The following is a 12,771-nucleotide window of genomic DNA, read 5'->3' on the forward strand; positions in this document are numbered from 1 at the left end:
TGATCGGTTTGAATGATTTTGAAAGTTGAAAATAATGTATTTTGTTGACCGTACTGCTGTTGTGCTGAAGCCGACCGCCCGTTTTTTGGAATGGCTGAAATCCGCCGATGAAAATATGCCCGACCTGACCGTCGAGCAACTGCGCACCAACTGCTCAGTATTCCTTGTGCCGCAATTTGACGAACCCGAATCCGTCATTTCCTATTTTGACGAACGCTACCAGCAGATTTTTGAAGCCGAATTGGCAGGCTGGGACATTGATAAAAGCAAATGGCCGCAAGACATGAGCTTGAAGGCTTTTTGGGAATTTTTCGATACCGAAATCCACGATATGGTTTTGGATATGGAAGAGGCGGAATTGAACATTACGCCTGTTTTCGACAATATGATGTAAAGCCGTGAGAAGTTTTCAGACGGCCTTAAAGCCCTCGCGTTCTTTGAAAATTCTGATTGTTTCCTTACACCTTTCGGCGTTGGCCTTATGCCTTGTCGAGTTTTACGGCTGGATGATGTGGCTGGGTTTGGCGGCATTGGCCGGCAGTTTTGCCTATGCTTGGCGCAGCGTTAATTTTCAGACTCAAAATGCGGTCAGAAAAATCATCATCGACCGCCAATACCGTGCGACGGTTTATTTGAATAACGAGGCAGAGGGAAGAAGTGCGGTTTTGCAAGACAGCAGTATGTTGACGGTTTATGCTTTGTTTTTGCAATGGAATGTTGACGGGAAAATAGTCAAACACTGCATCTTGCCCAATATGGCCGACCGCGATGCCTACCGCCGTCTGAAAGTGTGGGCGCGCTGGTGCCGTGAAAAAGAAGACAAAGCAGAACTTGCGGCAGATATAGATTAAACGGCCGTTTCAGACGGCCTTTTGAAGCGATAAATACAATGAAAACATTACAAGACTGGCTTTCTCATTTGGAGACTGCCCATAGTTCCGGCCTTATCGATATGGGTTTGGAACGCGTGGGAGAAGTGAAAAAACGCATGAATTTGGTGCCGCAATGTCCTGTCGTCGTGGTGGCGGGTACAAATGGCAAAGGCTCTGTATGCGCCTATTTGTCGCATATTTATAAAGAAGCCGGTTTTAAAGTCGGTACGCTGACCAGTCCGCACCTTCTGCGTTACAACGAACGAATCGCCATCAATACTCAGCCGGTTTCAGATGAATTGATTATTTCCTCATTTGAGCGTATCGAAGCGGCACGCGGCGAAATTTCGCTGACGTATTTTGAGTTTAATGCTTTGGCTGCCGTCGATATTTTCATGCGTGAAAATGTGGACGTAATGATTTTGGAAGTCGGTTTGGGCGGACGATTGGATGCTGTGAATGTATTTGACGGCGACTGCTCGGTCGTTACCAGCGTGGATTTGGACCATCAGGCATTTTTGGGCGATACCGTTGAGCAGGTCGGTTTTGAAAAAGCCGGAGTGTTCCGTGGTGGCAAACCAGCTGTGTGCGGTCAGAATCCTGCGCCTGAATCATTGGTCAAACACGCAGAAGAAATTGGCGCAAAACTGTTGATGGTTCAGCGAGATTTTGATTTTGCATCAATGGAAAGCGTACAGTGGAACTACCGCTTCCATCCGCAATCTTCAGACGGCCAAAGCCGTAACCGCAATTCCTTGCCGTTTCCTGCTTTGCGCGGTGCCTATCAGTTGTCCAATGCCGCGTGTGCATTGACGGTGTTGGAGTGTTTGAACGAACAATTGCCGGTTGATATCGGCGCGATTAAACGCGGTTTGCTGTTGGTTGAGAATCCTGGACGTTTCCAAGTTTTGCCCGGCCGTCCGCTGGTGGTTTTGGATGTCGGCCACAATCCGCACGCAGCCCGTGCTTTGCGCCGCAGTCTGATTAACCTTGCCTTTGCCCAAAAACGTACTGCTGTATTCAGTATGTTGTCCGACAAAGATATTGATGGCGTGCTGGAAATCGTTAAAGATCAGTTTGACGAGTGGAACATCGCGCCTTTAGATGTACCGCGCGGCATGACGATAGAGGCTTTGCAGGCCAAACTGGCTGAACACGGCATCGACAATGTAAATGTTTTTGAAACTGTCGCTGCTGCCTACCGCGCTGCTTTGGCTAAAGCAACCGAAAATGATAGAATCGTTGTTTTCGGCTCATTCCATACTGTTGCCGATGTAATGGCTGTTTTGAAAGAACACTAACGAGGAAATTATCATGTCCGACAATAAACAAAAAGAAACTCCAAACGGATACGATTTAGACGGTTACGAACAACTCAAACGTCGCAACCGCCGTCGCTTGGTCTTAGCCTCCGGCTTGGTGGTGGCATCGGGTATGCTGTTCGGTCTGGCACTGACTTCCGGCGACGATAAAAATTCACCGTTTAAAGAAGCACCTGTCGGTCAGAGCCAAGTCAAAACGGCTGATGAGCCGAGCAAGGCCGTTGTTTTAGAGCCGAATAAAGAGGATGTTGCGATGGCTGAAGAAGCAGCCCGCCATGCGGATGCCGAAGCGCAAAGCAAACCTCAAAATGCCGGCGACGAAGAAGACAATGCGCCGGTTGAAGTATTGAAGCCAAACCGTGAGTCTGCTCCCGAAGATGTCGGCGAGCCGTTGGTTTTGATTAATGATACTTTGGATGACGGCAATATTAAAGGTTTGGAAGAGTCTGAGCGTATTCAACGAGCTGAGGCCGCCAAACGCGAAGCTGCGGAGCGCCGAGCCGAAGAACGCCGCCAACGCCAGGCAGAACAACGTGCTGCGGCACGCAAGGCACAAGCCCAACAGGAAGCGGATGAAAAAGAAAACGCATTGGCTGCTAAAAAACGTGCACTTCAAGCGCGTGCTGAAAAAGCAGAGCGTGAAGCTGCTGCTGAACGCAATAAATTAGCACAATTGGAAAAAGCAGAGAAAGCCATTGCCGAGCGTAAATCTGCCAAAAACAGCAAAGACAGCGTAAAAGACAAGGCCGAACCTACTAAGAAAGCAGAAGCCAAAGTTGAAAAACCAAAAAATGAAAAAGCTAAACCAGAAACGGCCAAAGCAGAAAAAGCCGATAAGGTAAAAACTGCCGAGAAGCCGTCTGAAAAAGCCAAACCTAAAGCTGAAAAAGAAAAAGCAGAAGCTAAACCTGCTAAAAAGGCCGCTATTCAGGCTGGTTATGCTGAAAAAGAACGCGCACAAAGCCTGCAACGTAAAATGAAAGCCGCAGGTATCGATTCGACCATTACTGAAGTGATGACCGATAAAGGTAAGGTGTATCGCGTGAAATCAGCCAGTTATAAAAATGCACGCGATGCAGAGCGCGATTTGAACAAATTGCGTGTACATGGCATTGCCGGTCAGGTGACCAGTGAGTAATTTGCCTGTTGCCGATTTGTTGGCTGCCGCTGTCATCGTCATCTGCATCATTATCTCGTTGACACGGGGTATTATTGCTGAAGCAGGGGCGATGGTGGCGTGGGTGGTATCGTTTATTGCAGCCAGAACGCTTGCCGTTCCGTTTGCCGATGTGGTCTTTAAATCGGTTGAGCCGCATTCTTTGGGGGTTGCCATGGGTTTTGCCGCTGTGTTTTTTCTGGCATGGCTGTTGCAGAAACTGGCACGATCGCTGTTGAGCAGTTTGATGTCTGCCGTTGGTTTGGGAAGCATCAACCGTTTGCTTGGCGGCGTATTCGGTGCAGTGAAAGGTGTGATTTTGGTAACACTGGCTGTGATGGTTTTTTCGCATACCGATTTGCCGAAGACGGAAGAGTGGCAAAGTTCCCATACGATTCCGTATTTTGAATCACTTGCTGATGCTGCGATGCCTTATCTGCCTAGAAAAGGTACCGCAATGCCCCATCTTTCTGGTAAAGCGGCTGAAGTAGAAGAATTGGATGATTGAGTTTGACGGATTCAGACGGCCTATAGGCCGTCTGAATCCGTTTTTATTTGCGTAAATTTAGCATCATATTGTCAACAATTTGAGCAAACTCATCTAAATTATTTTATAATGACGGCTTACCCATTTAATCTTCAAACTCGGAGAAGCACGATATGTGTGGTGTATTAGGTTTGGTTAGTCATGAACCGGTCAATCAGATGTTGTATGATGGTTTGCAGATGTTGCAACACCGTGGTCAGGACGCAGCAGGTATTGTTACTGCCGAAGGCAATATATTTCATATGCACAAGGGCAAGGGCATGGTGCGCGAAGTGTTCCGTACCCGTAATATGCGTGACTTGGTCGGTAATGCAGGCATTGCACATGTCCGCTATCCGACTGCAGGCAATGCGGGCAGCAGCGCAGAAGCCCAGCCGTTTTATGTCAGCTCCCCATTCGGCATTGTTTTGGCACACAATGGTAATCTGACCAATACTGAAGAGCTCTATGAAAACGTATGCAACAAACACCTGCGCCACGTTAATACCAGCTCCGATTCTGAAGTCCTACTCAATGTATTCGCACACGAATTACGCCGCAAAGTCTCTAAAAATACAGTTTCTTACCAACTCACTATCGACAATATTTTCAACGCCGTTTCTGAAGTGCACCGTTTGGTGCGCGGCGCATACGGCGTAGTAGCCATGATTGCAGGATACGGCATGCTGGCTTTCCGGGATCCTTTCGGTATCCGTCCGTTGGTTTTGGGTTCGCAAATTGACGAATCCGGCAAAAAATCTTATGCCGTTGCCTCCGAATCCGTTGCCTTTAATGCACTTGCCTATGATTTGGAACGCGATATCCAGCCGGGAGAAGCCGTATTTATTGGTTTTGATGGCACGATTATTTCCCGTCAATGCAGCGATAAAGCCAAATTAAGCCCTTGTCTTTTTGAATATGTTTATTTTGCCCGCCCGGACTCCGTCATCGATGGCGTTTCCGTTTATCAGTCCCGTATGGATATGGGCGTATCTTTGGCAGAAAAAATCAAACGCGAGCTGCCTGTCGATGATATCGATGTCGTGATGCCGATTCCCGATACCAGCCGACCCAGCGCGATGGAGCTTGCCGTCCATCTCGAAAAACCTTACCGCGAAGGTCTGATTAAAAACCGCTACATCGGCCGCACCTTTATTATGCCCGGCCAAGCAACACGCAAAAAATCAGTGCGCCAAAAACTCAGCCCGATGGAAACCGAGTTTAACGGCAAAAGCGTTTTGTTGGTGGATGATTCCATCGTGCGCGGTACGACCAGCCGTGAAATCGTTGAAATGGTACGCGCGGCAGGCGCACGCAAAGTTTACATTGCGTCTGCTGCTCCCGAAGTGCGCTATCCGAATGTGTACGGTATCGATATGCCGACCCGTGAAGAACTGATTGCAAACGGCCGCAGCGCAGCAGAAATCGCAACCGAGATTGGCGCGGATGGCATCGTCTTCCAAAACTTAGAAGACTTGGAAGCAGTAGTCAAAGCACTCAATCCAAAAATCGAATCCTTTGATTCTTCATGTTTCAACGGTGTTTATCAAACCGGCGATATCGATGAAGTGTATCTAAACCGTCTCTCTACCGAAAAATCAGGTTGTGGCGGCTTGAAAGTTCATCCAAGCAAAATGGAACACAGCATCAGTATCAGTGATAGCGATGATGATGAAGAATAAAGTAAATTGACTTACAATAAAGGCCGTCTGAAAATTAACGTTCAGACGGCCTTTAATTATGTTTTAAACACATCATGAGTACCGAAACCAAAAATTACATCACGCCTACCGGTTGGCAGGCATTGAAAGACGAACTTTATCACCTGGTCAACAAAGAACGCCCGGAAATCGTCCAAATCGTTAACTGGGCGGCAAGCAATGGAGACCGCAGCGAAAATGGTGACTATCTTTACGGCAAACGCCGTATGCGCGAAATCGACCGCCGTATCCGCTTCCTAACCAAACGCTTGGAAGCAGCCGTTGTCGTCGACCCTGAAGCGCGCGAAGCCACGGACCAGGTTTTTTTCAGCGCCACCGTTGGCTTATTGCGCGGAGACGGTCGTGAACAAACCGTCAAAATCGTCGGCGTAGATGAAATCGATACTGCTAAAAACAAAATCTCATGGATTTCCCCTTTGGCGCGCAGCCTGATTAAAGCACGCGAAGGCGATGAAGTTGTCTTGAATACACCGGAAGGGCGTGAGGTTATAGAGATTCTGTCGGTGGAATATATTAAGATTGACTGATTATGCGTGAATAAAAACTATAAAGGCCGTCTGAAAAATATATTTTCAGACGGCCATCTACACTTTTAAGATTTTCCGGCTTTATCCCCGATTTTGCTTTCTTTGCCTTGAATCAGGTTTTGAATATTGCTTTTATGGCGGTACAACACCAATGCTGCAATGAATACGGTTGCCCATGCCCAAGAGGCGTGTGGCATCATGAAGAAGGCGAAGATTGGGGCACAGACGGTGGCGACCAGTGCAGCGAGGGAGGATACTTTGAAACCGAATGCCATGACCAGCCAAATTAAGGCACAGAGCAGGGCGGTTGCAGGGGAGAGGGCGAGCAAGACACCCAATGCGGTGGCTACGCCTTTGCCGCCTTTAAAATTGAAAAATATTGGCCACATATGACCGACCAATGCGGCAATGGCGACCAGGGCTATCGTTGCATCCGATAAATCTAAAGCATCTTGCAGACAGCGTGCCAAGATGACGGCAACCAAGCCTTTTACTGCATCGCCGAGCAAGGTCAGTGCGGCCGCTTTTTTCTTACCGCTGCGCAAGACGTTGGTGGCACCGGGGTTGCCGGAGCCGTAAGTGCGCGGATCGTCCATGCCGTAATATTTTGATACGATGACGGCAAAAGACAGGGAGCCGATAAGATAGGCGGCAATAATGGCGAGTACATTGAACATTTTGGGTGCTTTACTTAAAATGGGAACGGTTATTCTATCAAAAAAACGGACAGGCAAATGGATAAAATCTTTTTGTACGGCATGAAGGCCGATACTTTAATCGGCGTATATGATTGGGAACGCGAGCGTAAACAGACTTTGATTTTGGATTTGGAAATCAGTGTTCCCGAGCGTACCGGCACGAGCGACGATATCGGCGATACCATCCATTATGGCGAAGTATGCGAAGTCGTACGCCGCAGCCTTGCCGAACAGGATTTTTTACTGCTGGAAGCTTTGGCGGAATATATCGCCCAATTGATTTTAAATGATTTTGGTGCGGCCAAAGTGCGCGTCCGTATTGTGAAACCGGGTATCTTGCCCGATGTGGCGCAGGTCGGTATTGAAATTGAACGCGCTCGGGAATAAGGCTTATCTATGCCGTCTGAAAAAGGATTTCAGACGGCCTTTAATATTTTAATAATTTGGAAATGAGGTAAAAAATGGATTTGAAAGAAACTAAATTAAGCAGTGAGCCAATCTACGAAGGTTCTTTTGTTACCATCAGCCGCGATCGGGTGCGCCTGCCCAACGGCAACGAAAGCCAACGGGTTGTGATCCGCCATCCGGGTGCTGCGTGTGTATTGGCGGAAACGGAAGACGGCAAAGTTGTTTTGGTGCGCCAATGGCGTTATGCAGCCGATCAGGCGACGTTGGAATTGCCTGCGGGTAAATTGGATATTGCAGGCGAAGATCCTGCCGAATGCGCTTTGCGTGAGTTGGCGGAAGAAACGCCATATGTCGCCGACAGTGTCAAACTGTTGTACTCCTTTTATACCGCAGTCGGTTTTTGTGATGAAAAAATGTATCTTTACCAAGCGCAAGGCGTGCGTTTGGGCAGCGAGTTGAGCAACGATGAGGATGAAATTACAGAAACTGTCCTGATGAGCAAGGACGAGGTGCGTAATGCATTGGTAAACGATGAAATCAAAGATGGTAAGACTTTGATTGGTTTGCAGTATTGGTTGACTCAGAATTGAGATGTTAAGTAGAAAATCCTTGATGGATTTCTGAATACTTGAGCCTGATATTTGATAATAAGGTTTTCATACAAACAAGGCCGTCTGAAAAAGCTTTCAGACGGCCTTGTTTTATTTTGTAGCTGTATTTTAGCCTAATAAAGCCGGTGCAAACCGTGTGATCGTATCGCGTAAAACGATGAGTTTGCCGTGGAAGAAATGGGACGAGCCGGCAATGGTTACAACCGGCAGGCCTTGTGGTTCTGCCCATGTCAGGGCTTTGTTGATTTCAACGACTTCGTCTTCCGCGCCATGAATCATCAATGTTTTGGCGACGTTGGGAACGTCTGATGGTTCCGGGCGGTCGGTGTAGTGATGGACGGCGGCGCCCATCAGCAACAGCAAATCAGGCGTGCGTTCTTGGGCGGCAAAGGTGGAAACGTAGCCGCCGAATGAGAAGCCGGCCAGGGCGAATTGCGGTGCGTCTGGATGTTGCGCGCGGGCGTAGTCGATAACGGCAATACAGTCTTGCGTTTCGCCGCGGCCGTAATCGTGTTCGCCTTCGCTATTGCCTACGCCGCGCAAATTGGGCAGATAGCAATGGAAGCCGAGTTGGCTGAGGGCTTTGGCGGCGGTTTGGATGACTTTGTTGGTGTTGGTGCCGCCTTGCAGGGGATTGGGGTGGTTGATGACGGCAACGCCGCGGGCGGATTCTTGTGTGCTTGGCAGGTAGATGGTTTCCAGCAAACCGGCCGGGCCGGGGATTTGAATGATGTCAGGTTTGAGCATGAGTGTGTCCTTGTTTGTTTTTTCAGATGGCCTGAAACGGTTTACAGATAAAAATTCTTGCCGTTGTTTTGATTGTTGGCTTTCAAATCAGCAAGCATCCGTTTGAAGTCCAAGCCGTATTTTTCGCTTAATTTTTCGGCGCGTTTTTTCAGGTTGTCGAGATTTTGCTCTTTGGGGCTGCTTTGGAATGCCATGACTGCTACGTTGCCGTGGCTCTCGGCAGGCAGCTCGAGTACGCGGCCGTCAAAGACGTTGAGCAGGCGTTCGACAAAGCGTTGGTAACGCTGGTCGCCGCTCCACCAGTTGGTGACAAATACGCCGTCGGGGGAAAGGGCGTTGCGGCAGTCTTGGAAGAAGGGTTCTTCTACCAAAGCATCGATAATCTGTTCGCCGTCAAAACCATCTACCAAAATCACATCGGTATTGTGGCGGAACACTTTAATATATTCCGCACCATCCGCCTCGATAATTTCAAAATTTTCGCCTTCGTGCGGCAATTCAAACAGGCTGCGCGCTACGGCGATGACTTGCGGATTGATGTCAATGGCGGTTTGCTTGGTGTGGGGCAGATAGCTATCTATCCAACGGGCAAACGAGCCGCCGCCCAAGCCGATTTGGGTGATGTGTTTGGGCGGGGTTTCTGCAAACAGCAGCCAACCCATCATGGCGCGGCTGTACGACAACACCAGCTCGGACGGATGATCGACATTCATGGAGCTTTGAATGGTGTCGCTGCCCAAGTGCAGGGAACGGATATTGCCTTCTTCGGAGATGCCGACTTCGGGCAGATGGGATTTGGCTGGGCGCAGGCGGCGGTAAGGATGGCGGGGTGGCATGGGTGCAGACGAAAGATGTAAAAGGCGTTATTTTAACAGAAACAATGATGTTTTGCGCTGGGGCGGTTTTCAGACGGCCTTTGAGCGTATTGGATTGGAAAATAAGGTGTGTATTTAATTTTCTTTAAAATCATTGGTTTTTATAATTTCGTGAGTAACTTTGTTTTAAAATGCTTGCCAAGATGGGAACTTATCGGCATAATGCCGACTTCCTTGCCGGTATAGCTCAGTTGGTAGAGCACCTGACTTGTAATCAGGGGGTCCCGAGTTCGACTCTTGGTGCCGGCACCAGTTAAAGACTGATGGTGCTGCAAGGCATTTCAGTAAGCCGGTATAGCTCAGTTGGTAGAGCACCTGACTTGTAATCAGGGGGTCCCGAGTTCGACTCTTGGTGCCGGCACCAATTAAAAGCCCGATTGTGAAAGCAGTCGGGCTTTTGCTTATGCTTTGATATTTTAAAAGCAGACCTTATAATACCGCGTTTCCATTACAACAAAGGGCTGCCCGTCGGGCGGAACACACAAAACACCATGATTACCGTAAACACTTTGCAAAAAATGAAAGCAGAGGGCGAAAAAATCGCCATGCTGACCGCTTATGAATCCAGCTTTGCCGCGCTGATGGACAATGCCGGCGTGGATGTGTTGCTGGTCGGCGATTCTTTGGGTATGGCGGTGCAAGGTCGTCAGTCCACTTTGCCGGTGAGCTTGCAGGATATGTGCTACCACACTGAATGTGTGGCTCGCGGTACTAAAAATGCCATGATTGTCAGCGATTTGCCGTTTGGCGCATATCAGCAGAGTAAAGAGCAGGCATTTGCGGCGGCGGCAGAGTTGATGGCGGCCGGCGCGCATATGGTCAAGCTCGAAGGCGGTGTCTGGATGGCGGAGACCACTGAATTTCTGCAAATGCGCGGTATCCCTGTTTGCGCCCACATCGGCCTGACCCCGCAATCCGTGTTTGCATTCGGTGGCTATAAAGTACAAGGCCGAGGCGACAAGGCAGAAGCGTTGCTCAACGACGCCAAAGCGCATGATGCGGCAGGTGCGGCAATCGTATTGATGGAATGCGTTCCTGCAGAGTTGGCGAAAAAAGTGACTGAGACAGTTTCTTGCCCAACCATCGGTATTGGCGCAGGCGTGGATTGCGACGGTCAGGTTTTGGTGATGCACGATATGCTCGGCATTTTCCCCGGCAAAACAGCCAAATTCGTGAAGAACTTTATGCAGGGTAAAGACAGCGTTCAAGCTGCGGTCAAAGCCTATGTGGACGAAGTCAAAGCAAAAACGTTCCCATCTGTCGAACATACGTTTGCCGGATAAAATAAAAACCAGGCCGTCTGAAACTTATTTCAGACGGCCTTTTTAATGAATAAAAGCGTATAATCGGCGCGTGATTTCCGTTGATGAAACAGCGGAAAAGATAAAGGATTTTTCAAACCATGCAAATTATTCATACGATTAAAGAATTGCGCGAGTGGCGCAAAACTGCCGGAAAAGTGGCATTTGTGCCGACCATGGGCAATCTACACGAAGGCCATCTTGCACTGGTGCGCGAAGCGAAAAAACGTGCCGATAACGTTGTGGTCAGCATTTTTGTCAATCGCCTGCAATTCGGACAAGGCGAAGATTTCGACAAATATCCGCGCACTTTGCAACAAGATGCCGACAAATTGGCAGGCGAGGGCGTTGCCGTCGTGTTTGCGCCTGATGAAAAAGAGCTGTATCCGAATGTGGAACAGCGTTTCAATGTCGAGCCTCCGCATTTGCAAAACGAATTGTGCGGCAAATTCCGTCTGGGCCATTTCCGCGGCGTGGCGACCGTTGTGACTAAGTTGTTCAACATTGTTCAACCCGATACCGCCTGTTTCGGCAAAAAAGACTATCAGCAGCTGGTGATTATCAAAGGCTTTGTCGAAGACTTGAATTTCAATATCGAAATCGTCCCGGTCGACACCGGCCGCACTTCAGACGGCCTGGCACTTTCCAGCCGCAACCAATATTTGAGTGAAGCAGAACGCGCAGAAGCGCCCCGCCTCTATCAAGAGTTGCAAAACATTGCCGCCGCCTTGAAGAACGGCAATCTGGATTACGCCCAACTTGAAGCCGAATGTATCCGTCGTTTGACCGATGCCGGATGGGTGGTCGATTACGTTGAAATCCGCCATGCACACAGCTTGGCAGTGGCTCATGTCGGCGATAAAGAATTGGTGGTGCTTGCCGCTGCACGTTTGGGTACCACGCGCCTGATTGATAATTTGGAAGTGGCTTTGGCTTAAAACCAAGCTGCTGTTAAAGGCCGTCTGAAACCTGTTTTTCAGACGGCATGTTTCAAAGGGGTTAAATCATGAAACAAAAAGCTTTAATCTTGCTCCTTCTGCTGGCCGGGGCCGCTCATGCCAACGACAGTATGGGTACAGTCAGCACAAGCGGCATCAAATATCTGAAAAATCCGCATATCGATATGCAGAGCGAAGATTTGTACATCAGCGAAAAGCAAATCCGCGTGCATTACAAGTTTAAAAACACCTCCTCGCAAGACATTACTGAAACTGTTCTTTTTCCTTTGCCCATCGTTCCTGCGGCTACAGTTTCCGACTTTGCCGACACCAAGGGCTTGGTTGACAGCTTCCGCATTTACGCCGACGGCAAACCTGTCCGCCCGCAAGCCTACGTCCGTGCCTATTTTGAACGTAGTAACGGAACGTTGGTGGATGTAACCGCCGACTTGAAAAAATGCGGTTTGAGCGATCAGGAACTGATGCACCCATGGACGAAAAAGCAAGACGGTGAAAAAATCGGCAGCAAAATCGGAGCCTGCCGCTCCGCCAAAGTCCAATCCATGCTGCCCAAACAGACGGATGAACTGCCCGATTGGTCGTCGCAGATTATTTACAGCTGGAAGCAAACCTTTAAAGCCAACTCTGTAACCGAAATCAAACACCAATACACCCCGCTGGTCGGCGGCAGCTTCCTGCCTTCGCTTAAAGCCAAAGACAGCAAAGCATTCATAGATGAGTACTGCATGGATGAAAACTTCCTTAAAAACTTTAAAAATGTGAAAGGAGGTTCAAAGGTCTATCACCATTTGGGCTATGTCCTGACCACAGGTGCCAACTGGGCAAAACCTATCGGTAAATTCACTTTGACCATAGACCGCGAGCCCAATACTGTGTTGTCACTCTGCTGGGACAAATCCTTGCGCAAAGTAGGGCAGAACCGCTTCCAAGCAGTCAAAGAAAATTTCCTGCCGAAGAAAGACTTGGACATTATTTTCGTTTATGATTAATCTTATTTGGCATACATAAAAGGCCGTCTGAAAGCTTATTTAGGTTTTCAGACGGCCTT

General features: G+C 48.7%; 15 protein-coding genes and 2 tRNA genes. 14 read left to right on the forward strand and 3 right to left on the reverse strand.

The features are described from left to right. Positions 1-34: 34 nt before the first annotated feature. The 7 genes from HMPREF2696_RS07740 (at position 35) to greB (ending at position 6,124) form a co-directional block, all read left to right on the forward strand. On the forward strand, positions 35-394 hold the full coding sequence (locus HMPREF2696_RS07740; RefSeq protein WP_003747228.1) for a hypothetical protein: 360 nt from the start codon (positions 35-37) through the stop codon (positions 392-394). Positions 395-398: 4 nt separating this feature from the next. Continuing rightward, positions 399-851 carry a protein YgfX gene (locus HMPREF2696_RS07745; RefSeq protein ID WP_070588276.1) on the forward strand — a complete coding sequence of 151 codons (453 nt, stop codon included), beginning with the start codon at positions 399-401 and terminating at the stop codon, positions 849-851. A gap of 38 nt (positions 852-889) precedes the next feature. Beyond that, the gene (gene folC, locus HMPREF2696_RS07750; RefSeq protein ID WP_004520149.1) at positions 890-2,173 is read left to right on the forward strand and encodes a bifunctional tetrahydrofolate synthase/dihydrofolate synthase; all 1,284 of its coding nucleotides are present in this window, start codon (positions 890-892) and stop codon (positions 2,171-2,173) included. A gap of 13 nt (positions 2,174-2,186) precedes the next feature. Beyond that, on the forward strand, positions 2,187-3,332 hold the full coding sequence (gene ftsN / locus HMPREF2696_RS07755; protein ID WP_049336513.1) for a cell division protein FtsN: 1,146 nt from the start codon (positions 2,187-2,189) through the stop codon (positions 3,330-3,332). Continuing rightward, complete coding sequence (locus tag HMPREF2696_RS07760; protein WP_004520152.1) at positions 3,325-3,858, forward strand: CvpA family protein; 534 nt, start codon at positions 3,325-3,327, stop codon at positions 3,856-3,858. The genes ftsN and HMPREF2696_RS07760 overlap by 8 nt, the downstream gene beginning before the upstream one ends. 152 nt (positions 3,859-4,010) lie before the next feature. Next, on the forward strand, positions 4,011-5,558 hold the full coding sequence (purF, locus tag HMPREF2696_RS07765) for an amidophosphoribosyltransferase (RefSeq protein WP_004520153.1): 1,548 nt from the start codon (positions 4,011-4,013) through the stop codon (positions 5,556-5,558). 74 nt (positions 5,559-5,632) lie between these two features. Next, a complete protein-coding gene (greB, locus tag HMPREF2696_RS07770; protein WP_004520154.1) occupies positions 5,633-6,124 on the forward strand; it encodes a transcription elongation factor GreB in 492 nt (163 codons plus the stop codon). A gap of 65 nt (positions 6,125-6,189) precedes the next feature. Here greB and plsY read toward each other — a convergent pair whose 3' ends face one another. Further along, a complete protein-coding gene (gene plsY / locus HMPREF2696_RS07775; RefSeq protein ID WP_004520155.1) occupies positions 6,190-6,801 on the reverse strand; it encodes a glycerol-3-phosphate 1-O-acyltransferase PlsY in 612 nt (203 codons plus the stop codon). A 57-nt stretch (positions 6,802-6,858) separates the two neighbouring features. On the opposite strand from plsY, the gene folB reads away from it, so the two are divergent. After that, on the forward strand, positions 6,859-7,209 hold the full coding sequence (gene folB / locus HMPREF2696_RS07780) for a dihydroneopterin aldolase (RefSeq protein ID WP_004520156.1): 351 nt from the start codon (positions 6,859-6,861) through the stop codon (positions 7,207-7,209). Between the two features lie 74 nt (positions 7,210-7,283). Then, positions 7,284-7,820 (forward strand): NUDIX hydrolase, encoded by a 537-nt coding sequence (locus tag HMPREF2696_RS07785; RefSeq protein WP_004520157.1) that lies wholly within the window; start codon positions 7,284-7,286, stop codon positions 7,818-7,820. A gap of 129 nt (positions 7,821-7,949) precedes the next feature. On the opposite strand, the gene HMPREF2696_RS07790 is transcribed toward HMPREF2696_RS07785, so the two are convergent. Together HMPREF2696_RS07790 and HMPREF2696_RS07795 are read right to left on the reverse strand one after the other, a co-directional pair. Continuing rightward, entirely contained in the window at positions 7,950-8,588 is a 639-nt protein-coding gene (locus tag HMPREF2696_RS07790) for an alpha/beta hydrolase (protein WP_049336520.1), read from the reverse strand. 41 nt (positions 8,589-8,629) lie between these two features. After that, entirely contained in the window at positions 8,630-9,424 is a 795-nt protein-coding gene (locus tag HMPREF2696_RS07795; protein ID WP_003685283.1) for a polyamine aminopropyltransferase, read from the reverse strand. A gap of 215 nt (positions 9,425-9,639) precedes the next feature. Between HMPREF2696_RS07795 and HMPREF2696_RS07800 the strand changes: the two genes are divergently transcribed. The 5 genes from HMPREF2696_RS07800 (at position 9,640) to HMPREF2696_RS07820 (ending at position 12,712) form a co-directional block, all read left to right on the forward strand. Next, positions 9,640-9,715 (forward strand) — tRNA-Thr (locus HMPREF2696_RS07800). Positions 9,716-9,751: 36 nt separating this feature from the next. Next, positions 9,752-9,827: transfer RNA gene (locus HMPREF2696_RS07805), tRNA-Thr, on the forward strand. A gap of 127 nt (positions 9,828-9,954) precedes the next feature. Next, positions 9,955-10,746 (forward strand): 3-methyl-2-oxobutanoate hydroxymethyltransferase, encoded by a 792-nt coding sequence (gene panB, locus HMPREF2696_RS07810; protein WP_049333454.1) that lies wholly within the window; start codon positions 9,955-9,957, stop codon positions 10,744-10,746. 119 nt (positions 10,747-10,865) lie between these two features. Continuing rightward, positions 10,866-11,702 (forward strand): pantoate--beta-alanine ligase, encoded by an 837-nt coding sequence (gene panC / locus HMPREF2696_RS07815; RefSeq protein WP_049336306.1) that lies wholly within the window; start codon positions 10,866-10,868, stop codon positions 11,700-11,702. A 68-nt stretch (positions 11,703-11,770) separates the two neighbouring features. Further along, complete coding sequence (locus HMPREF2696_RS07820; RefSeq protein WP_049336308.1) at positions 11,771-12,712, forward strand: DUF4424 family protein; 942 nt, start codon at positions 11,771-11,773, stop codon at positions 12,710-12,712. Positions 12,713-12,771 lie beyond the last annotated feature (59 nt).

It is taken from the genome of Neisseria sp. HMSC058F07, from assembly GCF_001810035.1.
Classification (GTDB): Bacteria; Pseudomonadota; Gammaproteobacteria; order Burkholderiales; family Neisseriaceae; genus Neisseria; species Neisseria perflava.